23 protein-coding genes are annotated in these 19,060 nt (G+C 60.2%); 11 read left to right on the top strand and 12 right to left on the bottom strand.

Going from position 1 to position 19,060, the window contains the following annotated elements:
• Positions 1–90: 90 nt before the first annotated feature.
• On the bottom strand, positions 91–1,413 hold the full coding sequence (locus RPG13_RS14645) for a Do family serine endopeptidase (RefSeq protein WP_337125379.1): 1,323 nt from the start codon (positions 1,411–1,413) through the stop codon (positions 91–93).
• Positions 1,414–1,549: 136 nt separating this feature from the next.
• Complete coding sequence (locus tag RPG13_RS14640) at positions 1,550–1,756, bottom strand: sugar phosphorylase (protein WP_095486351.1); 207 nt, start codon at positions 1,754–1,756, stop codon at positions 1,550–1,552.
• A gap of 357 nt (positions 1,757–2,113) precedes the next feature.
• Between RPG13_RS14640 and RPG13_RS14635 the strand changes: the two genes are divergently transcribed.
• Positions 2,114–3,040: an NADP-dependent oxidoreductase gene (locus tag RPG13_RS14635; protein WP_245465497.1), complete on the top strand. Its 927-nt coding sequence runs from the start codon at positions 2,114–2,116 to the stop codon at positions 3,038–3,040.
• Between the two features lie 106 nt (positions 3,041–3,146).
• Here RPG13_RS14635 and RPG13_RS14630 read toward each other — a convergent pair whose 3' ends face one another.
• Together RPG13_RS14630 and RPG13_RS14625 are read right to left on the bottom strand one after the other, a co-directional pair.
• Positions 3,147–3,914, bottom strand: a complete 768-nt coding sequence (locus tag RPG13_RS14630) for a YbhB/YbcL family Raf kinase inhibitor-like protein (protein ID WP_245465496.1) — start codon at positions 3,912–3,914, stop codon at positions 3,147–3,149.
• A gap of 28 nt (positions 3,915–3,942) precedes the next feature.
• Positions 3,943–4,374: a hypothetical protein gene (locus RPG13_RS14625; RefSeq protein WP_126103069.1), complete on the bottom strand. Its 432-nt coding sequence runs from the start codon at positions 4,372–4,374 to the stop codon at positions 3,943–3,945.
• Positions 4,375–4,541: 167 nt separating this feature from the next.
• Here RPG13_RS14625 and RPG13_RS14620 point away from each other — a divergent pair, with 167 nt between their 5' ends.
• The gene (locus RPG13_RS14620) at positions 4,542–4,724 is read left to right on the top strand and encodes a hypothetical protein (RefSeq protein WP_095486348.1); all 183 of its coding nucleotides are present in this window, start codon (positions 4,542–4,544) and stop codon (positions 4,722–4,724) included.
• Positions 4,725–4,733: 9 nt separating this feature from the next.
• Entirely contained in the window at positions 4,734–4,955 is a 222-nt protein-coding gene (locus tag RPG13_RS14615) for a hypothetical protein (RefSeq protein WP_126103070.1), read from the top strand.
• 102 nt (positions 4,956–5,057) lie between these two features.
• On the opposite strand, the gene RPG13_RS14610 is transcribed toward RPG13_RS14615, so the two are convergent.
• Positions 5,058–5,519, bottom strand: a complete 462-nt coding sequence (locus RPG13_RS14610) for a DUF2267 domain-containing protein (RefSeq protein ID WP_126103071.1) — start codon at positions 5,517–5,519, stop codon at positions 5,058–5,060.
• A 401-nt stretch (positions 5,520–5,920) separates the two neighbouring features.
• On the opposite strand from RPG13_RS14610, the gene RPG13_RS14605 reads away from it, so the two are divergent.
• Positions 5,921–6,085 (top strand): DUF3309 family protein, encoded by a 165-nt coding sequence (locus RPG13_RS14605; RefSeq protein WP_126103072.1) that lies wholly within the window; start codon positions 5,921–5,923, stop codon positions 6,083–6,085.
• 171 nt (positions 6,086–6,256) lie between these two features.
• Positions 6,257–7,663 (top strand): PAS domain S-box protein, encoded by a 1,407-nt coding sequence (locus RPG13_RS14600; RefSeq protein WP_245465495.1) that lies wholly within the window; start codon positions 6,257–6,259, stop codon positions 7,661–7,663.
• A gap of 60 nt (positions 7,664–7,723) precedes the next feature.
• On the opposite strand, the gene RPG13_RS14595 is transcribed toward RPG13_RS14600, so the two are convergent.
• Positions 7,724–8,065: a hypothetical protein gene (locus tag RPG13_RS14595; protein WP_185928162.1), complete on the bottom strand. Its 342-nt coding sequence runs from the start codon at positions 8,063–8,065 to the stop codon at positions 7,724–7,726.
• Between the two features lie 251 nt (positions 8,066–8,316).
• On the opposite strand from RPG13_RS14595, the gene RPG13_RS14590 reads away from it, so the two are divergent.
• Positions 8,317–8,556, top strand: coding sequence for a hypothetical protein (locus tag RPG13_RS14590; RefSeq protein WP_029356005.1), 240 nt, complete (start codon positions 8,317–8,319; stop codon positions 8,554–8,556).
• Positions 8,557–8,830: 274 nt separating this feature from the next.
• On the top strand, positions 8,831–9,247 hold the full coding sequence (locus tag RPG13_RS14585; RefSeq protein WP_095486344.1) for an HD domain-containing protein: 417 nt from the start codon (positions 8,831–8,833) through the stop codon (positions 9,245–9,247).
• A gap of 58 nt (positions 9,248–9,305) precedes the next feature.
• On the opposite strand, the gene RPG13_RS14580 is transcribed toward RPG13_RS14585, so the two are convergent.
• The gene (locus RPG13_RS14580; protein ID WP_127288881.1) at positions 9,306–9,716 is read right to left on the bottom strand and encodes a DUF427 domain-containing protein; all 411 of its coding nucleotides are present in this window, start codon (positions 9,714–9,716) and stop codon (positions 9,306–9,308) included.
• Between the two features lie 328 nt (positions 9,717–10,044).
• Between RPG13_RS14580 and RPG13_RS14575 the strand changes: the two genes are divergently transcribed.
• Positions 10,045–10,482, top strand: coding sequence for a CBS domain-containing protein (locus RPG13_RS14575; RefSeq protein WP_127288879.1), 438 nt, complete (start codon positions 10,045–10,047; stop codon positions 10,480–10,482).
• 102 nt (positions 10,483–10,584) lie between these two features.
• Positions 10,585–11,715, top strand: a complete 1,131-nt coding sequence (locus tag RPG13_RS14570) for a site-2 protease family protein (protein ID WP_337125378.1) — start codon at positions 10,585–10,587, stop codon at positions 11,713–11,715.
• 151 nt (positions 11,716–11,866) lie between these two features.
• On the opposite strand, the gene RPG13_RS14565 is transcribed toward RPG13_RS14570, so the two are convergent.
• Positions 11,867–12,523: a TerC family protein gene (locus RPG13_RS14565; protein WP_095486341.1), complete on the bottom strand. Its 657-nt coding sequence runs from the start codon at positions 12,521–12,523 to the stop codon at positions 11,867–11,869.
• 396 nt (positions 12,524–12,919) lie between these two features.
• Between RPG13_RS14565 and RPG13_RS14560 the strand changes: the two genes are divergently transcribed.
• A complete protein-coding gene (locus tag RPG13_RS14560; RefSeq protein ID WP_292217515.1) occupies positions 12,920–14,029 on the top strand; it encodes a calcium:proton antiporter in 1,110 nt (369 codons plus the stop codon).
• Positions 14,030–14,304: 275 nt separating this feature from the next.
• Here RPG13_RS14560 and RPG13_RS14555 read toward each other — a convergent pair whose 3' ends face one another.
• The 4 genes from RPG13_RS14555 to RPG13_RS14540 are packed head-to-tail and all read right to left on the bottom strand — an operon-like array spanning position 14,305 to position 17,721.
• Entirely contained in the window at positions 14,305–14,943 is a 639-nt protein-coding gene (locus RPG13_RS14555) for a phosphoribosyltransferase family protein (RefSeq protein ID WP_095486339.1), read from the bottom strand.
• The gene (locus RPG13_RS14550) at positions 14,940–15,614 is read right to left on the bottom strand and encodes an energy-coupling factor transporter transmembrane component T family protein (protein ID WP_337125377.1); all 675 of its coding nucleotides are present in this window, start codon (positions 15,612–15,614) and stop codon (positions 14,940–14,942) included. Before RPG13_RS14550 ends, RPG13_RS14555 begins: the two co-directional genes overlap by 4 nt.
• Positions 15,611–17,104 carry an ABC transporter ATP-binding protein gene (locus tag RPG13_RS14545; RefSeq protein ID WP_337125376.1) on the bottom strand — a complete coding sequence of 498 codons (1,494 nt, stop codon included), beginning with the start codon at positions 17,102–17,104 and terminating at the stop codon, positions 15,611–15,613. Before RPG13_RS14545 ends, RPG13_RS14550 begins: the two co-directional genes overlap by 4 nt.
• Before the next feature lie 44 nt (positions 17,105–17,148).
• Entirely contained in the window at positions 17,149–17,721 is a 573-nt protein-coding gene (locus RPG13_RS14540) for an aminotriazole resistance protein (protein ID WP_337125375.1), read from the bottom strand.
• Between the two features lie 385 nt (positions 17,722–18,106).
• On the opposite strand from RPG13_RS14540, the gene cyoA reads away from it, so the two are divergent.
• Positions 18,107–19,057, top strand: coding sequence for a ubiquinol oxidase subunit II (gene cyoA, locus RPG13_RS14535; protein ID WP_126103081.1), 951 nt, complete (start codon positions 18,107–18,109; stop codon positions 19,055–19,057).
• Positions 19,058–19,060: the final 3 nt, after the last annotated feature.

Below are 19,060 nucleotides of genomic sequence, written 5' to 3'. Positions count from 1 at the left end.
CCTTGCCAAGCGTAAAGACCCTCGCCCGCAAAAGCGTGTGATCAGTCCGGCCAAGCTTACGCTCCATGCGTTCCTATCAAGATTTGCCCGTCAAGATTTGGCCATAGCCACGGCAACGAAAAGCGTTTGCCCTTGCCTGTTGATGCGGAACAAGATGGGCTTGTTCTGTTGACGGGATTTCGTCCACTCCGCTTCGATGTCGGACGGCTGGCTTACGTTCTGATTGTTGGCCGAAACGATCACGTCGCCCGCGCGGAGGCCGCTTTGGTCGGCGAGGCTGTTCGGCGCCACTTCTTGCACGAATAGCCCGGTGGTGCCCGGCGGGAGTCCGAGTTGCTGGTGCGCCTCATCGGGGATGGGACTGAGCGACAGCCCGAGACGTTGGTCCGCCGCTTCCGGTCCGGGAATGGCGCCGGTCTGTTGCTCTTCATCGTCACGCTGACCGATGGTCAGAGCTATTTCCTGCTGGCTGCCCCCGCGGTTTCTTGTGAGCGTCGTCCTTGTCCCCGGCTTTTGGCTCGCAGCCGCGAGCGTCAGGTCGTGAACGCTCTGGATGTCCTTGCCGTTAAAGCGCGTTATCACGTCTCCCGCCTGTATGCCTGCCTTCTCCGCCGGACTGCCGGGCTCGACCGAGGCGACGAGCGCTCCCTTGCTGCCCGGTATTCCAAGCGCCTCGGCAATCGAGGGCGTGATCTCCTGGAGACGCACTCCGATGAAACCGCGCTCGATCCGACCAGTGCGGATCAACTGGTCGACGATCCTCTGCGCGGTCCGGGATGGCACGGCGAAACCAATGCCTATGCTACCGCCCGAAGGCGAGACGATGGCTGTATTGACTCCGATCACTTCGCCGCGTGCGTTGAACAGGGGACCGCCGGAATTGCCCTGATTGACGGAGGCATCCGTCTGGAGAAAGTCGTCATAGGGTCCAGCCTGAATGTCGCGCGAACGGGCTGAAAGCACGCCGACGGTAACGGTCCCACCAAGCCCGAACGGACTGCCGATCGCGATCGTCCAGGCGCCGGGCTGTACTGCATCGGAGTCACCCCAGGCGGTCGTTGTCATATTGGGCCGCGGATCGACCTTCAGCACCGCGATGTCGGTCGCCGGATCCCGGCCGACGAGCCGCGCAGGCGAAATCTGCTTGTCGGAGAATACGACATGGATTTCGTTTGCATCGGCAACGACATGGTTGTTCGTGACGATGTACCCCTCAGGACTGATCACAAAGCCGGAACCAAGGGCCTCTCGCACCTGTGGTTGCGCCGGCTCGAGGCCGGGACTACGGAAAGGACTAAAAAATCGTCCAGCGTCGTCTGGCCCTGGATAATCTGTTTGGTCGTTATGGCGACCACGGCCGGAATTTTCTCGCCGTGAAGTCGTTCGGGATTTCCTGAGCTGCGAGCGGAGCAAGGCCGCCGGCCGGGAATATCAGAATTGCGGCAATCAGGCCGGCGCAGAGTCTTTTGTTCAACACCGGAAACATGGTCTGAGACTCCTTCAGCGTTCAGTGATCAAGCATATGGCCGCTCCAGCAGGCGCAAGCCGCTCACCAGCGGATTACGACGACCTTGTCGTTCCCATTGGTGAGTTCGACAGCTTCGGTGCCGTCCGGCTTGCGGCTTTCGATCCGGGCGCTTTCTACTGTTTCTATGCCAGCAATGTTGGCCGCAAAGGCCTCGTCAATCTCGGCAGTACAGACCAGGGTATCCGGTGGCAGATCCTTCACTTGGTCCATCAATTCGCGAAGCTTCATGGCGAATCTCCTTGGCACAGGCCCGGATTCTTTCGGCCGCACATTCCAACCATGTCCCTCCAGAAAAGTTCCAAGACGAGATTGCGGCGATGTTGCAGGATGATCTCCGCGCAAGCTCTCTCGTAGAACTCGAGAGAACGGTCTTTGAATGCCACGACCGACCTCGGAACTTCATTGGAACTTCCAGCCCGCAATCCGGTTAGGTGGGCAAGGATTTGAAGCGGATTGAGTGGAAGGTGATGTCCTCAGTGATTGGTGAAAATCCGCGCTCGACTGCCGGGATCGCAGGTTTCCCATTCACCCAATGCTCGTACTGTTTCCGGACCTGCGCTGGGCCCCGAAACGAGGAGGAAACCCATGGCGACCATGAAAGCAGTTCGTATTCATACTTTTGGCGGGCCAGAGGTCCTTTCGCTGGACGAGGTTCCCTTGCCTCAGCCCCGTGACGACGAGGTCACGCTCAAGGTCTGCGCAGCAAGCGTCAATCCTGTTGACTACAAGACCCGAGAAGGATCGGCGGGCGGGGATCTGCCCGTTACGCTCGGCCGCGACGTGTCCGGCGTGGTGGAGCTGTGCGGCACGCGGGCTCATACGTTGAAGAAGGGCGATCCGATGTTTGCCATGCTTGGCCCCAACCGCGGCGGGAATGCCGAATACGTCGTCGTCAAGGCGACGGAGGCGGCAGCAAAACCGGAACGGTTAAGCCACGTGGAAGCCGCCGCCGTGCCGCTTGCCGGCATTACAGCGTGGCAGGGCCTTTTCGACCATGGCGACCTCAAATCCGGGCAGCGGGTTCTCATCCATGGCGGCGCCGGCGGTGTCGGCCATCTGGCGATCCAGTTTGCCAAGGCTGCGGGCGCGTTTGTCGCGACGACCGTTGCTGCCGAGGATTTCGATTTCGTCCGCAAGCTTGGCGCCGACCAGGCCGTCGACTACAAGAACCAGCGCTTCGAGGACGAGGTCGAGGACATCGATATGGTTTTCGATCTGGTCGCGGGCGACACACAGGATCGCTCCTGGAACGTGCTGAAGCCCGGTGGGATACTTGTTTCCACCGTTTCTGAGCCCTCGGCCGAACAGGCACGCCTGCATCAGGCGCGTGGCGTTTCCTATCTGGCTGAGCCAAACGCGGCGCAGCTTGCGAGGATCAGCCGCCTCATCGACGCCGGCAAGGTAACTCCGTTCGTGCAGGCAACTTATCCTTTGGAGGAGATCGCCAAGGCCGAGGAACGGCTGGAGAGGGAACATACGCGCGGCAAGATCGTGGTTGAGGTGGCCGCCTGAGCCCGGAATGCTCAAGTTCAAAGTGAACCAGTTCTGCTGGCAAGCCATTCGGGAGGTGATCGGTGCGTGGCCGACAGGCAGCCCGCCTGCAGGACTTGGCGCTGATTCATCCGTAAGTGCCGATTAATTCCGCCTCACCCAGCATGTTTTCACGGGCAGCCTGCCACACGACCAGGGCATCGGGTTCCGGGCCGATGGGAAGGTTGGCAATGCCAAGGGCGGCGAGCCTGAAGCGGTAGGTGTGTGGTTTATAACCCGGATGCAGGTCGGGTCCATCATAGTGAAGATTGCCGAAATCATTGAAGCCATGAGGCAGGTCCTCGGTTCGCGCTTTGGAACTGCGCCCTTCGGCCAAATGACGCCGGTCGCCGCCGATGTCGTAGACGACCCAATGCCGGGACGCCTGTGACGGTGCATCCGTATCTTCCATGACGAGCACGTAGCTCCGAGTGCCCGGCGGCGGATCGCTCCATTCCAGAAACGGGGAGAGATTGTCGCCGCGCCGGGCATGACGATCTGGAATAGGCTGGCCGTTCTGAAAGGCGGGACTGGTCAAAGTGAACGCCATCATTCTCCTCCTTGCTCGGCTAGACTCGTCGAAATAGACGCTTTGGGGCGCGCCCGTCGCGGCCTTCTCTCCATCAGACGACCCCAACAACCACAACCGGCTATGGATCGTATCGGCGCGGGCCGTGCTCACTTGAAATTGGCGCCCCGATTGCTCCTCAATGTGCTCGCCGAAAAAAGAACCGCGCCCGGGCGAGCATGAGGTCTTCACCCGGCTGCTTTGAAGCAGTGCGTTGGCTCCACCATCCATGGCGTTGCCGGCGATGCCGCCGGCAGTTGGCGGCCAGTCGCTAACGAGAACGAGCAAGACTTTTCGTCACCGTCCTGCGCGGGCCTCAATGCACAAACTTCGCCCTCAGCCAAGCCAGAAGTCTGTTCCCGACAATTGTCCGGCGGACTCTGGCGGCAGCCCATCGCGCTTGCATCGTAGCACCAACGTGGCAGTGACAGACGATGTTGTGCAACTGCCAGTCACTTAGCTCGAAGAAGCGCTTTGCCTCACCGTAGGTGTCATCTTTCAGACCCATGGCGCGCAGCACCGGATCCTCATAGGCAACGGTGATCGGCGATCCCGCGCCACGCGCTACAGCACGGGCTTCAGGACTGAGATATTCGGTGCCTGAAAGCGCTCCGAGGCAGCGCCGTGGATTTTGTTCGAGAAGATCTGCCCAACGCTCGATCCGCTGCGTCCGAGTCATGACAGGGTATGTCGCCGAGGGCTCAACTTTTGCAATTGTCTGCAGTTGGTCGAGTGTTTGGTGTCTCATGGTCGGCTCCTTTTGATAGGTGCACCCACGCCCTAACAAAAAATTATTGCGCTGCGACGCGCCGACAAGGCCGGGAATTGGCAATGTGAGGAGTTCACCCCTCGCACGGCTCGTATCAGGAACCTTCTCGGGGGCCTGCTTGTTTTGGCTAGTGAAAGGAGACCGCCATGAGCACAAAGCCACCACCCGTTCCGGCAGAGAACCAGAGCCCTAAGGGTCCGGGCGATAAGAAGTCGGTTCCTGTCGACCAAACGCAGCACAGCCATTCCGCCCCAAATCCCGACAAACAGGGCCAGCAGGGCAACACGAGGGTCAATACGACCCACCAAGGCTACCAGCAGGACCGTTAGGTGATTTTCATGTCCACGTCGAAGAAGAACCGCGCCAGCATCCGCCACGGCGGTCCTGGCGCATCGCACGAGAATGCGAAGGAGCCGCTGGTGATAGAAAAGCCGCCAGCCGATTCCGACCTGCGCAGCCGCAGCAAGATCTCAGGCGGCGGAGGCGAACGCGACAGCCACCATACTCATGACCCCGAAAAGAAGGGCGGCAGCACCCGACCGGCACGAGAAGGAAGGTGAATGGTCGCTGAAGCCTGGGGCGTAGCGCCTCGCATTCTTTGCTGAAAATGCGGGGCGCGAACAGACCGTCTGATTGTGAGCACCGCCTGACGGCGCTGTGGTCTAGGCAGCACTTTGGTCCGGGGGGACGATCCGTTCTTCGGCCAAGCGCCACATGGTGCGCAGCTTTTCCGGTAAAGTGGCTTGGACCTTGGCGACCTGACCACGCGAGACATGCCGCGACAGCGTGGCAAAGACAGAACGCACCGCATCGTTGGCATCCATGAGCCGTGCATCGGACACGCGATCCGTGACTTCGATGACGAACTCGTCCCAGTCACAATCGCTCGGCTGCCTTGCCGGCTCGAACTGATCGTAGTAGGCGCCACGCACCAAAACTGGCAGTTCTGCGCCGAGATGCGCCGCTAGCCCCAAAGGCAGCCGGTCACGCAGCATCTGCAGGACTGTCGACAACACCTTCCAGCAGAGCTGCCTGTCTGGGCCGAGCTCTTCCATCAAGTCATTGAGCCAGACGTTGGTTGTCTGAAGCGTCTTGTCGAACACGTCGAGGCCTGTCGCGCTCACTATACCGTCCTCCCGGTCACGTCCGCCGCGCACAGTTATTCGTGAACGGATTACGTCCATATGAGTTCCCTCAGGTCTTCAGATTCCAGATGCGGGACATATCACCGGCTCGGCAATGGCTGTGGGCTTTTTTGGCTTACCGTCGCAACTTCAACCTACGTCATGCATTCTTGCTTTAGATCGCCCGTCCCTCCAGGCGGTCCGAGGCTGAAAAAGCCTGTTGCCCGCTGGCTCCCGGCCGGCGGGCTTTCTCGTGGGCCCACCGGCTTTTCCCGCTAGACGAGCCACAACGATGCTACTTCCGGTGGAACAGGAAGCCCCTCTGGGAGTTCATACCGTCATCAACAGGCGCATGGACGTGCCCTTGTATGGCGCGGCAGCGCAAGAATGGGAGAACCACCATGAGCCTCGGAACCATACTCATCATCATTTTGATCCTTGTCTTGCTTGGCGGGTTCAGCGGTCTGGGTGGCGGGCCGTTCTATGGCACCGGCTATTACGGCGGTGGCGGCCTCGGTCTCGTGCTGTTGATCGTGATTATCCTGGTCCTTCTCGGGCGCATTTAGGGCCCGCACGATTTAGCCGATAACTTCACCGGTGATCCTGTGTCGGCCTGGTACCTCGTCCAGGAATGTCGCCGCAGCCGGCGGGGCAAAGGGGGGATTGTCCCGACGGGGAACCGAAATTGCTCAAGCGCATTATAGCCGCTGCAGAAATCCACTGGAATGGCGCAATACGTGAACTTCGTGGAACAAGCCGATATCGGCCTCGGAGTTCCGGGCCTTCCCTCTGCCGACCTGCTGCAGGCACTGCCCGTCGCCGTCTACACCACCGACGAACAGGGACGCATCACCTTCTTCAACGAAGCCGCAGCTGAGCTCTGGGGCCATCGTCCGGTTATCGGTCGGGACCTATGGTGCGGCTCGTGGAAGCTTCGTCATCTAGACGGTCGGAATATGGCGCATGGCGAGTGTCCGATGGCCGTGGCGCTGCGCGAAGGGCGGGACGTCTCATGGGACCAGGCGATTGCGGAGCGGCCGGATGGTGAACTCGTCCCGTTCAGGGCTCACCCACGGCTGCTTCGCGACGAAGCGGGCAACATTGTTGGTGCCATAAACACGCTGCTCGACCTGCGCACGCAGGCGCTGGGCGATGAAGCCCGCATGCGTCTTGCCGCCATTGTCGAGTCGTCGATGGACGCCATCGTCTCGAAGGACATCAACGGCATCATCACCAGTTGGAACGATGCGGCAGAACGCTTGTTCGGCTACACGCCTGCCGAGGCGATTGGCCGGCCGGTGACGATCCTCATTCCGCCTGATCGTCTGGACGAGGAAGTCTCGATCATCAGCCGCATCCGCGCCGGCGAACGCGTCCCCTCCTATGAGACGATGCGCCTGCGCAAAGACGGCACGCACGTCTCGGTCTCGCTCACCGTCTCGCCGATCCGCGATGCCATCGGGCGGGTCGTCGGCGCCTCCAAGATCGCGCGCGACATCAGCTCCCACAAGGAGAACGAACGGCGCATCCGACTGCTCATGCGCGAGGTCAACCATCGGGTGAAGAACCAGTATTCGGTGATCATTTCGATGATCCGCGAGACCAGCAAACTGACAAGCACACCCGAGGCTTTCCTCGGGCAGGTTCGGGAGCGTATCGCGGCGCTTTCGGAATCCCATGATCTCCTGGTCAATGCCGAGTGGCGCGGCGCGACGGTCGGCGAGCTCATCCAGGCACAGCTCAAGGCCTTCGCAGCGCAGTCCCGCGTGTCGATGGCCGGGCCAATGGTTATACTGCAGCCGAACGCAGTGCAGTATCTCGGCATAGCCTTTCACGAACTCGCTACCAATTCGGCAAAACATGGAGCGCTGTCCTGCAGCGGTGGACGCGTCGAAATCGATTGGAATGTGATCTCTGCCGGCGACGGCGCGGGAACCTTTCGACTGGTCTGGCGTGAATTGGGCGGGCCGATCCTGGACGCCGTCAGGGGGCGCGGTTTCGGAACGGTCGTCCTGGAGCGAGTGGCGCCGCAGGCTTTCAGCGGCAGCGGCCGGCTGGACTTCCATGAGCAAGGCGTCACCTGGACGCTCGAGGCACCACTGCACTTCGTCCAGGCGTCGGTGGCGGACAACACGGCGGTTTGAAAGCGCCTGTGAAGATGAACCCTTCCCCTCCGACCGACTGTGCTGACGGCTCGGCCGGACCTATTGCGTTCGGTCCGGCTGGCGATGATAGAGCGAAACAGTCCTGCCCTCCAGAACATCGAAGCCGCCGCTGCCAGGCAGAGCATCACAATTCACTGAGTGCCGATGGACGTCATGTGATTCAAGAACTGTGAGGCTGTCGAATTCCATGGCCGCCCCGCAGAACTGGGCCGCTTGCAGCACAAGGCGTTCAATGTCTTCAAGCGCAACGTTTTCTGCGAGGTTTCGCAGCCGCACGGCCTCGGCCACCGTAGTGACATTGACTATTCCCTTATACCGGGCGGCTGCCCGAACTTGCAGGTTAACGTCTTGACACAAATGAGCCGAATAACTGTATCTCATGGAAAACCCTCTTTTTCAGGAGCGGTTTGTCCCTCGTGGTAAGCATGTGCCATATCGATCCGAATGGCAAGGGAAATCAATAAAATTATACCGCAAAATCAATAAGTTAGCCTATTACACAGACTGCGCGGGCGACGCCTCACAGTAACTGTCAGCCTTTCACGCCGAGGGCCTATTAACCGATCTTGACGTTCTGCGAGGCTTTTCCTAATTCTTAGGTAAATACTAACTTTGAGCGGCTGGAGGCGAAAATGGCCGACCTGGAAAGACCCGAACGACTGCAGATCATGCTAACTGCCGACGAATTGGCTGCATTGGAAAATTGGCGCTTTGAAAGGCGCATGCCAAGCCGGTCGGCGGCCGTGAGAGAGTTGCTGCGGCGCGGTCTCCATGCAGACGGGTTTTTGACGGCAGCACAGGGTGCCAAGTCACAGGATTTTGGAATTCTGCCCAGTTCCGGGATTGTCGATGGACCGTCCGACGGCGGCTAGCCGCCTCACACCGCGCATCTGGCCTGTCGCTCAAGGCTAGCAACCTATCCCGGTGTTCCCAAAGATCGGCGACGGCACGCTATACGGCAGGTTCGGTGACGCGAAGCTGGAGACCCTTCGGCAACATTCGGCAACAGTGTGTCGGAGCCCTGCCTGCGCTCTGGAACCTCAGGCAATCGTCGCGCGTTCGGTGACACGGGCTACGGTGCCACACGCTTTTTTTGAGGCACGTTCCGGTTGCATCACCACACACAGGCCAGCAAGGATCGAAGCAATGAGCGTGCTTTACCGCGCCGCAAAAATAGCCGAACAGGCTCATGCCGGGCAGACAGACAAGACCGGGCGGCCCTATATCGAACATTGCCGCCGGGTCGTTGACGCCGTCGAAACGCTCGACCAGAAGGCCGTTGCCTATCTTCACGACGTTCTAGAGAAAAGCGACGATTGGGATCGCGATCGGCTCGAGGCGGCTGGTTTCGGAACCTCCATCGTGTCGGCAGTCGATGCCATGACACGCAGGCCGGACGAGGACGACCCCGCTTTCGTGCGCAGAGCAGCAGCCAACCCATTGGCGCTGCCGGTGAAGCGCGCGGATCTCGCCGACAATCTGTGGCAGGCACGGCAGGTCGGCACCTCGACATCGAAATATGAAGCCGGCCTGCGGATCCTCGACGAAGAATTCACCGATTGACGGAAAAGATCGCCGTCTGCGGCGTGACCGCCCCGATGTGGAAAATTCAAGCGCCGCGCTACTCGGGGATGTGAGGCGTATGTCGCTTATCCTCGGCAGGATCGGCATCGATCCGCGCCTTGTCGGGATCGAAGGCGCCATGGCGGGCGATGGCCAATGCTGGCGCGTCGGGCGTCTCGTAGGCCCACATGAAATCATCAGCCGCTCCGCCGACCGCGTGAACCCGCCAGTAATTCGCCGTGCCCTTCAGCGGGGAGCGCGTTGTGGTATTCGTCTTCTCCAGAAGGTCGAAATAGATGTCCTCGAAAGGGATATAGAAGACAGGATCATGTCCTTCTTCGTGAAGCACTTTTGCCCGCTCGGTTGAGGCAATGATCGCGTCGGAAAACCTGACCGTCACCGTCCCATTGAACGGGGTAATCGCAAGCGCGCTGGGGCGGCGTGTGGATTTTGCGGCTACGGGCTGCATTCGACTTCTCCGTTGGCTGCGCTGTCTCCCTGAAACGTCGTATCGCCCATCAGGGTTCCAGTCTGGCCGGTCATTGGCGTTGCTGCGGCAGTTACGGCGATGGGCGCATTGGAGCGCGCGACCATTGGGTGGTTCGACTTCGCGCCAAAGACAGACCGCAAGATCCCGGCGATGTGAGCTTTCCCAGCCCTTCCGGCTGCAGGTGAGAAACCTGCTGCGGGCCATTCAGGGGCCATTCAGATTCAAGGGAACGTTACCGCCGGAGAGTTCGTTTCCTAGAGCAACACCAAAACCGGCGGCGGGCTTTGCAAGTAGAAGGGAGATTGCCATGAAAATCGGCAACTGCATGACGAGGAATGTCCAGGTCGCGAACCCCCAACAGTCCATTCGCGAGGTAGCGCAGATTATGGAAAGGCTCGACGCTGGAGTGATGCCTGTGGGCGACCACGACCGGCTGGTCGGGATGATCACCGACCGTGATATCGCGATCCGCGGCGTAGCATTGGGTAAGGGACCTGACGCCAAGGTGCGAGATGTCATGAGCCCGGAGGTCAAATATTGCTTCGATGACGAAGACGTCGAGCATGTGCTCGAGAACATGGGCGACCTGCAGGTGCGTCGGCTTCCGGTTCTGAACCGCGACAAGAGGCTCGTCGGGATCATCTCTCTTGGCGATCTCGCGACGAATGGCGAAGCGGCAGAAGCGGGAGAGGCTTTAAGCGGCATCTCGAAGCCGGGCGGCGAGCACTCGCAAACTACCCACTGACTGACGCCGCGATACGTCGGTGCCAGCGCCTGATGTTCTCGTACGATTGCAAGCGCCCTGCCAAGCCTATGGTGAAGGCGGGGCCTCTTGGAGTGGATAAATTTGGGTTGGTCGCTGAACCTCGGGACGATCGCCGGCACCACCGTGCGCGTTCACTTTACCTTCCTGCTTCTGCTCGTCTGGATTTGGCTAACGCACTATCGGATCGGCGGCACGCCAGCGGCCTGGGAAGGCGTAGCATTCATCATTGCCGTCTTTGCCTGCGTGGTCCTGCATGAATTCGGCCACATCGCCGCCGCACGGTATTTCGGCATCAGCACGCCGGACATCACGCTTTTCCCGATCGGCGGCGTGGCCAGGCTGGAACGCATGCCCGAAGAGCCGGGGCAGGAGTTCGTGATCGCGGTGGCGGGGCCGCTGGTCAATGTCGCGATCGCCGCGCTGATCTTCGCTTTGCTCGGCGGGTCGGCAGGTGTCGAACAGATGGCCGGGATCGAGGATCCGCGTACGAATTTTCTCGCCAGGCTTGCAGGGGTCAATGTCTTCCTGGTCCTTTTCAACATGATCCCAGCCTTCCCGATGGATGGCGGCCGTATCCTGCGCGCCGCCCTCGCCGCCCGCCTTTCCTGGTCGCGCGCGACCCAGATCGCCGCCACGATCGGGCAAGGATTGGCCTTCGTCTTCGGTTTCATTGGGCTGTTCTACAACCCGCTGCTGATCTTCATCGGCATCTTCGTTTATCTCGCCGCGGCTGCGGAAGCCCAGAACGCACAGATCCGCGAGGTCGCCACAAGCGTGCTTGTCGGGGACGTGATGATCACCGAGTTCGCCCGGCTGGACCGGTCGGCGACGCTCGACGAGGCAATCGAGATGCTGCTCGCGACCACGCAGCATGAATTCCCGGTCATCGATTCCGCTGGCCATCTTGAAGGACTGGTGACACGCAACGACATGATCCGGACATTGAAGGAAAAGGGCCCCGCTGAACCGGTCGCGAGCGCAATGCGCAACGATATCCCGAAAATACATTACCGCAAAAGTCTCGAGGAAAGCCTGCGCCTCATGCAGCGGGCAGATGTGCCTGCCGTTGCGGTCGTGGACAATTCCGATCGACTGGTCGGGCTCATGACACACGAAACCATAGGCGAGATGCTTATGGTCCGCTCAGCCGTTTCAGATGGCTTCCGATTTGGTCGTTTGCGTGGGGGCAAGCCGCGACTTACGCAAATCTGAGCACCAGGATATTCTTTCTCTATCGCCGGATCGAGCGGGTCCGCTCTAAATCGTAAGGGAGCGGGTCGAGGGAGGAATAACTTTCGATCAAGCTTGCTTAGGAACAGACCGGCCGGAACGATGCGGTTCCGGCCGATCCACTTTTTGCGTCTTAAGAGCCCGCGACGTGAGGCATAAGTTCAAGAGTACCGCGATAGATCATGTCGCCAGCTACGTAGAGGATGACCACCAGGCCGACATAGGCAATCCAGCGATGCTTCTGAAGCAGATTGGCAATGAAGTTTGCGGCAATGCCCATCAGCGCGACGGAGAGGACAAGGCCGAAGATCAATACGTTCGGATGTTCGCGCGCAGCACCCGCTACCGCCAGAACATTGTCGAGCGACATAGAGACATCGGCGATGATGATCTGCCAGGTTGCCTGCGCCAGCGTCTTGCGTGAGGCTTTGCCAGCTACGACGCCATCGTAGTCAACGTCGCTTTCCGAAAGCGCTTCGATCGCCTGTGTTTCCTGTGCATGGTTTTGCCGAAGTTCGCGCCACATCTTCCAGCAGACCCACAACAGCAATATCCCGCCGGCAAACAGCAAGCCGACGATCTGCAGGAGCTGGGTTGTGGCGGCCGCAAAGCCGATGCGCAGAACGGCCGCTGCGACGATACCAATGACGATGGCGTTTCTGCGCTGCTCTTTGGGTAGCCCGGCCGCGGCAAGGCCGATAACGATGGCATTGTCGCCGGCCAGCACCAGGTCGATCATGATGACCTGCAAGAGAGCGGTCATTGCTTCAGGACTGAAAAATTCTGTCATACGGCACCCTTGCGTTCAGCTAGGGGTGACGAGGCTTGCGAGCATAACCGTAGAGCAACGCGGACACCGCGTATGATGAGAGAAATGCCGCTACAGCTGAAGAAACTCAAAGCCAGGCCACCCGGATTGGAATTCCAGTCCGACATCACAGTCCTGATGGACTGCCAGAGGGGCCCGGCCTGGTAGCACCTAGCTATTGCCGGAAGCGTGAAAACTCAAGGCTTAATTGTGATCCGGCCTATGCGGCATCGAGCTCGGCCAATTTCGTTACGCCAAGTCGGTCGTGCACGCGGCCATTGAACGGGCCGGCAGCCGCAAGTAGACTGACACCATGGGCTTCGGTCAGTCTCTGTAATACCCAATCTGCGACCGTCGATGGGATGAAGGAAATCCGTCTTGGCTGTTCATCGACGACCGATCGGCCAATATCTGTTCCCAATCGGTTCCTTGGGCCTGGCCGCACTAATTCATTTCGGCGGCGCGTCGATCGAGCATTCGCTGCTTTCGATCAAGATCCTGGCTTTGATCGTGGTCGCCATCCTCATCTTCGCGACCGTGTTTGTGGTTTTGCATCATGCAGAAGCCGTCGCACGGCGGCTCGGTGAACCTTACGGCACGCTGCTGTTGACGTTTTCGGTCACTGCCATCGAAGCATCGGTCATCGTTTCGATGATGCTGCACGGCGCGAACAATCCGACGCTGGCACGCGAGTCCGTGTTCTCGACGGTCATGATCGTGTGCACTGGTGTGGTCGGGGTCTGCCTCACCCTGGGTGGGCTGAAGCATCGATATCAGGACATCAAACGTCAGGGCACCAACGCTTCCCTTGCCGTCATTATGGCGCTGACGGTTCTTACGCTGATCCTTCCAAACTACACCCTTGCAACAAGCCCCGGTGTGTTCTCCGCATCGCAACTCGCATTCGTGAGCGTCCTTTCAGTTCTCCTCTATGGTGCGTTCGTCTTTGCACAGATGGTGCGCCAACGGGGCGATTTTATCGAGGATCTGACGTCCAGAGCCGAACATGAGGAGCATGTATCTGAGGGTGGGAAAGTGACTACCAACGTGCTCCTTTTATTTGTCGGGCTGGCAGGGATCGTTCTTCTGACCGAGCAGGTGGCCGGCAGCATCGAGGATGGGCTCGCATTTCTTCAAATTACCCAGGCGGACGCAATCGTGGGCTTCTTCGTCGCTGCGCTTGTGCTTATGCCGGAAGCGGTATCGGCCGTTCGGGCAGCGCTTAATAACGAACTTCAGCGAGGACTGAATGTCGCCCTCGGCTCCGCTTGCGCGACGATCGGCCTGACAATCCCGGCAATCGGGGTGGCGAGCCTGCTCACAGGACGAAGCCTGATGCTTGGTCTGGGTCCGGGGGATACTGTGCTTCTCCTCCTCGCGCTTGCCATTAGCATCGTGAGCTTTGGGACGGGCCGAACAACGATGCTGACGGGGCTCGTTCATCTCGTCGTGTTTGTCGCCTATCTGTTCCTTATCTTCGTGCCCTAGGATGCGGAACCGTGTCGTGTCGATTTTGCACGCACATGGCCGCAGCTACTGGATCTTCGAGCGCAAGCGATCCGTCGCGAACTCCATCAACACCACGACGACGAAGATCACGAGAATGATGGTCGAGGCGTTCTTGTATTGGAGAAGATCGAGCGGTCTTTCCCGCTCATCTCTTTCCCGACTTCGAGCAGAGATACGATGTGTGTCAGTCGGTGACTGATGTTTTCCGCACGTATGGCGCTACCGGCAACCGGCTAGTGTACGGGACCGGTTCGCTAGAGAAAGGTTTCTGGAATGGGGCTCCAGCCGTCCTTGCCTAATGCGAATTGCGGGATATGCGCAAGGCTGTGGATCAGTGCCTGGTCCGGCCCAAGCGTTTCTTGCCAATCCCGCGCCTCGGTGAGGATCACACCGATGCCGACCACTTCCGCGCCCGCGCTGCGCGCCAACTCGACCGAGCCCTTTAGGCTTGAGCCGGACGCCACGACATCGTCAACCACCACGACGCGTTTGCCTGCTAGGAACGGTATCGCGCGGCGGTCGAGAAGCAGGCGCTGCTCGCCCTTCGAGGTGATGGAGGAGATGTGCTGGACGAGCGCGTCGCCCAGATGGATCTTTGGCGATTTCTGCAAGATCACGTAGTTATCGAGGCTCAAGGCGCGGCTCACTTCGATGGCGACGGGAATGCCAAGCGTGGCCGCGCCCACGATCACGTCGGGTTTGAGCGGTCGCAGTTTCTCGGCCAACTTGCGGCCGACATGCTCGCCGAACCTTACTCCGAGATCGATGACCATCATCAGCGAGATGGCGAAATCCGGCCTGATCGCGACGATCGGCAAGTCGACCTGCAAGCCGGCGACGTCGACCGGCCAGTTTTGCCCGGTTATCGGCGAAAAGGCGGTTTCCTGGGTCATTTTGTTTGTCCTTGATGAGCGAGTCGGGGTTCGATCAGCAGGCCCACATTGCGCCACGTTGTGCGCTTTCGGTTCATGTCGAACCCGTAGATGGAAAGCGAAAGCGAGATGGCGTGCGCCAAGCGGATGGCCTGCACTAGAAGCGGCACACCGCGTGCCAGCGCAAAGCGCAATCGAGTGGGTAGCGAGACGTCGTCGATCTCCATGCCGCGTGCGCGCTGCGCGTCGGCGATGCGCTCGAAATCCTCGCGCAGCATCGGGATGATGCCGAAGGTGAGCGACAGGATCAGAGTGACAATGGGCGGGAGACGAGCTGCACTGGCCGCTGCCAGGATAGAGCCTGGAGTGCTTGTCTCCATGACGAAATAGAATGCCGCGGTCGTCGTGATGAGGCGTGCAGCCATCCCGGCGGCGATCGGCAGGGCATCGGCAGGCGAAAGCCCCTGCAGCAGGAGATTGCCGATCCAGCTCACCATGACCAGAAGCACGAGAAGCGCCGCACCCTTGAGATAGCCGCGCAAGCCGGGCACCTGCATCACGCTCAGGAAAACGAGAGAAAGCAGGGCCAGGGGCACGCCAAAGCGCCAGTCCGGCGCAAGCCAAGCCACCAGCATGATCGTGAATGCACCCGTCAATTTCACGAAAAAGTTGAACTCATAGATCCGTTTCATGCCGCTGCTCCGGTCGATAGAGCCGTCGGTGCGGGCCAACCGAGTTGGGAGAACGCGCTCGACGCCCAGGCTTGCTGCGGCGCGCCGTCGAAGACGATCTGCCCTTCGTCCAGTATCAGCGTGCGCGAGGCGACATCTTGGACGAGGTCGAGATCATGCGAGATGAGCATGATCGCGCGCCCCGACGACAGCATGGACCCGATGAACAGGTCCAGCATGCGTCTGCCGTGCAGGTCGCGCGCAAGCAGCGGCTCGTCCAGGATCGCTATCGATGCCTGCGCCGCATCGGCGCAGGCAAGCCCCAGCAATGCCTGCTGCCTCGTCGAAAGCGCGAAGGGGTTGGCTTCGGCCAACCCTTTAATTTCGTATTTCTCTAGCGCGGCATGCGCCTCCCTCCTTACTAAATCGTCGGCTGCCGCGCCTGCGATCATGGAGAAAATGACTTCCTCGAGCACAGTCATGTTGAACAGGATGCGGCGCATGTTCTGCGGAAGATACGCGATCGCGCGGGCGCGGCGCGCAACGGTCCAGCCGTCGGCCGGTTCGCCGCCAATACGGATCGATCCTGCGGCGAGCTTCGCCAAGCCGAGGATCGACTGGAACAGCGTCGTCTTGCCTGCGCCGTTGCGCCCTATCAGCGCCACGTGCTCCCCGGCGCGAATCTGGAGCGAGATATCACGCAATACCGGGACGCCGTCGGGGCGCGCAAGCCGGGTGCGGATGCCGGAAACCGAAAGCAGCACGTCGCCGGCAGGAAAGGACGGAGTGCAGGTCGTCCGATGATTGGGCGGCAGGATGCCCGCCTCCAGCCATGGCTCTTGCTGTGTCATTATCGTGCGCGCGGCGACGGCCTCCGAAAGCCTGCCCGACACGAGCAGGCGCACATTTTCAGCGACAGATTTGAATGCACCCGGATCCTGCTCGGCGACAAGCAACGAGGGCACCTCGTCGGCAAGCTTCGCGAGAATTCGAACCAGCCGTGCACGGGCAGCTGGATCGAGCCCTGTCGTGGGCTCGTCGAGCACAAGCAGCACAGGCGTAGCCGCAAGGGCAGCTGCGATTGCCACCATCCGCCGTTCGCCGCCGGAGAGAGTGAGTACTCGCCTCCCCCGCAGCGGATTGAGTTCAAGCTCATCGAGCAGAATCTGCAGCCTGCGGCGGATAAGTTTCTTTTCCACGCCCCGGTTTTCCAGCGGGAACGCGATCAGGTCCTCGACACCGAGGTCCCAAAGCTGGTCCTCGACATTCTGAGTGACGATGCCGATCTTGGTAAAAAGGGCATCCTTCGACAAGGTCGACAGCGGCTGGCCATCGAATGAAACCGAGCCGGAGAAGTGGCGAGGGGCAACGAGGCGGGGGATGATCCCTCCCGCCACGTTGAGCAACGTGGTCTTGGCCCCGCCTGCCGCCCCGCACACGAGCAGGCGCTCGCCACGTGCAATGGTCATCGTGGCTTCGGTGACTGCCATCGGCGCATCGCCGAAGCCCACCTTCACATCGTTCAGTTCAAGCACTTTTCAAATCTTACCTGCGCTCAAAAGCGCGTGAAACCGGCCGGATGCGCGCTCTTGAGTATCTTCAGCGCTGGGACAACAAGAAGCGGCGTGCCTATGATCATCGGCACGATGTCCGACAGGCCCAGATACATCACCGCCCACCAGAAGGGGAAAATGCCGAGATAAGCGAGACTGGCCGAGACCGCGACGACCATCACAAGGCCAACGATGAGGCACACTGCCGCAATTTTGATCAGCGTGTTGCGATCGAATTTCGTCCTCGCTGGGTCGAATATCAGCCCGGGCAAGAGGCCAGTGAGGCCTACCATGATGCCGTCGACGATGAGCGAATGAGCGGGGATGAAGGTACCGGCCAGCAGCGACCAGACTACGGTGCCGAGATAGCCGCAGATGAAACCGCTCTTCCAGCCGAGCAGGATGCCCACCAGCGGGGGCAGAAAGGCGAAGATGCGCCACTGGATGACGCCGGGAACGAGTTGGATCGGGTTCGCATAGGCCCAGAGCACTCCGGTCGCCGCTGCAGCGACGATCGAAAGCACGATCGGGAAGAGGGTATTGCCCTCAGGATGAGTTGCAGTTGCTTCTTGCATGACGAAATTCCCCTGATGTGTCTCCCGTATTTGATAAGCAAGTTATGTGCCGACCTTGGCGGGCACATCGGACTGGGCCGCGGTTGCCGCTTCTCACGGACTGCACACCAACTCCGCCAAACGTTAACTTTGCCTCGCGTAAATGCCCGGGAACAAATTCGGCCCCTGAATGTTCGGCTTTCCGCGGACCGGCGGCTTATCTGTTCCGCACCTAAAACCAGAGAGACAGGAAATTCTTCGACGTATACGGTCTTTCTCACTGCAAGTTGAAGCCGTTGCTGAGGGAGCTGATTTCGCGTCGATGCGCATAGTTTCGGCCCGTGGCCGGTGGCCACGAACGAACCGGAGCCGGGTGACTATGTGATCACCTACCATAGGGACGAACATGAAGCGGGCTGGCTCGTCAGGCCTTACCATTCTCTTGCTGGGCACGGTCGAGCTCGCCGGCTGCGCAGGCGGCGTGCTCGACCCACAAGGGCCGGTCGGCGCCGGCAATCGGACAATCCTGCTCAACTCGCTGGCCGTCATGTTGGTGATCGTCGTCCCGACCATCGTCGCCGCGCTATGGTTTGCATGGTGGTTTCGCGCTTCCAACACCCGCGCCAAATATGATCCAGGATTCACCTATTCAGGCCGGATAGAGCTCATCGTCTGGTCAATTCCCACGCTGACGATCCTCTTTCTCGGGGGTCTAATTTATTACGGATCCCATCAGCTCGACCCTCGCAAGCCTCTATCGTCGACCAATTCGCCGCTCGAGGTGCAAGTCGTCGCGCTCGATTGGAAATGGCTGTTCATCTACCCCGACCAGCAAATCGCGAGCGTCAACGAACTGGTCATGCCTGCAGGCACGCCGGTGCGGTTCCGTCTGACCTCGGCGAGCGTAATGAACACATTTTTCGTTCCGCAGCTCGGGAGCATGATTTACGCGATGAACGGTATGGAAAGCGAGCTCAACCTCCTGGCCGACAAGCCTGGCGTCCTGTATGGCCAGTCGGCCCACTACAGCGGCGACGGTTTCTCGGACATGAATTTTCGGGTGCGGATCGTGCCGCCCGAAGCGTTCGCCCAGTGGACGGCGGGCCTCCGCGGCGGCGGCCAGACCCTGAACGCGGGGGCGTACCGCGAACTCGCTCGACAAAGCCAGGACGTCGCTCCGTTTGCGTTCTCGCATGTTCAGCCAGGGCTGTTTGATGCCGTGGTGCGTCAATACCTGCCGCCAGCGCCCGGGCCAAGCGAAGGCCGCGGCGGCAATCCACGGGTCCACCCTGATCCTTTGGGTCCGGCCACGCCGGCGGACCCAAATGCCAGACATGAACGGCACGGAGGCGGTTGAACC

It is taken from the genome of Mesorhizobium sp. ISC15, assembly GCF_037162615.1.
GTDB lineage: Bacteria > Pseudomonadota > Alphaproteobacteria > Rhizobiales > Rhizobiaceae > Mesorhizobium > Mesorhizobium mediterraneum.
This window is presented reverse-complemented; position numbering and strand designations above follow the sequence as displayed.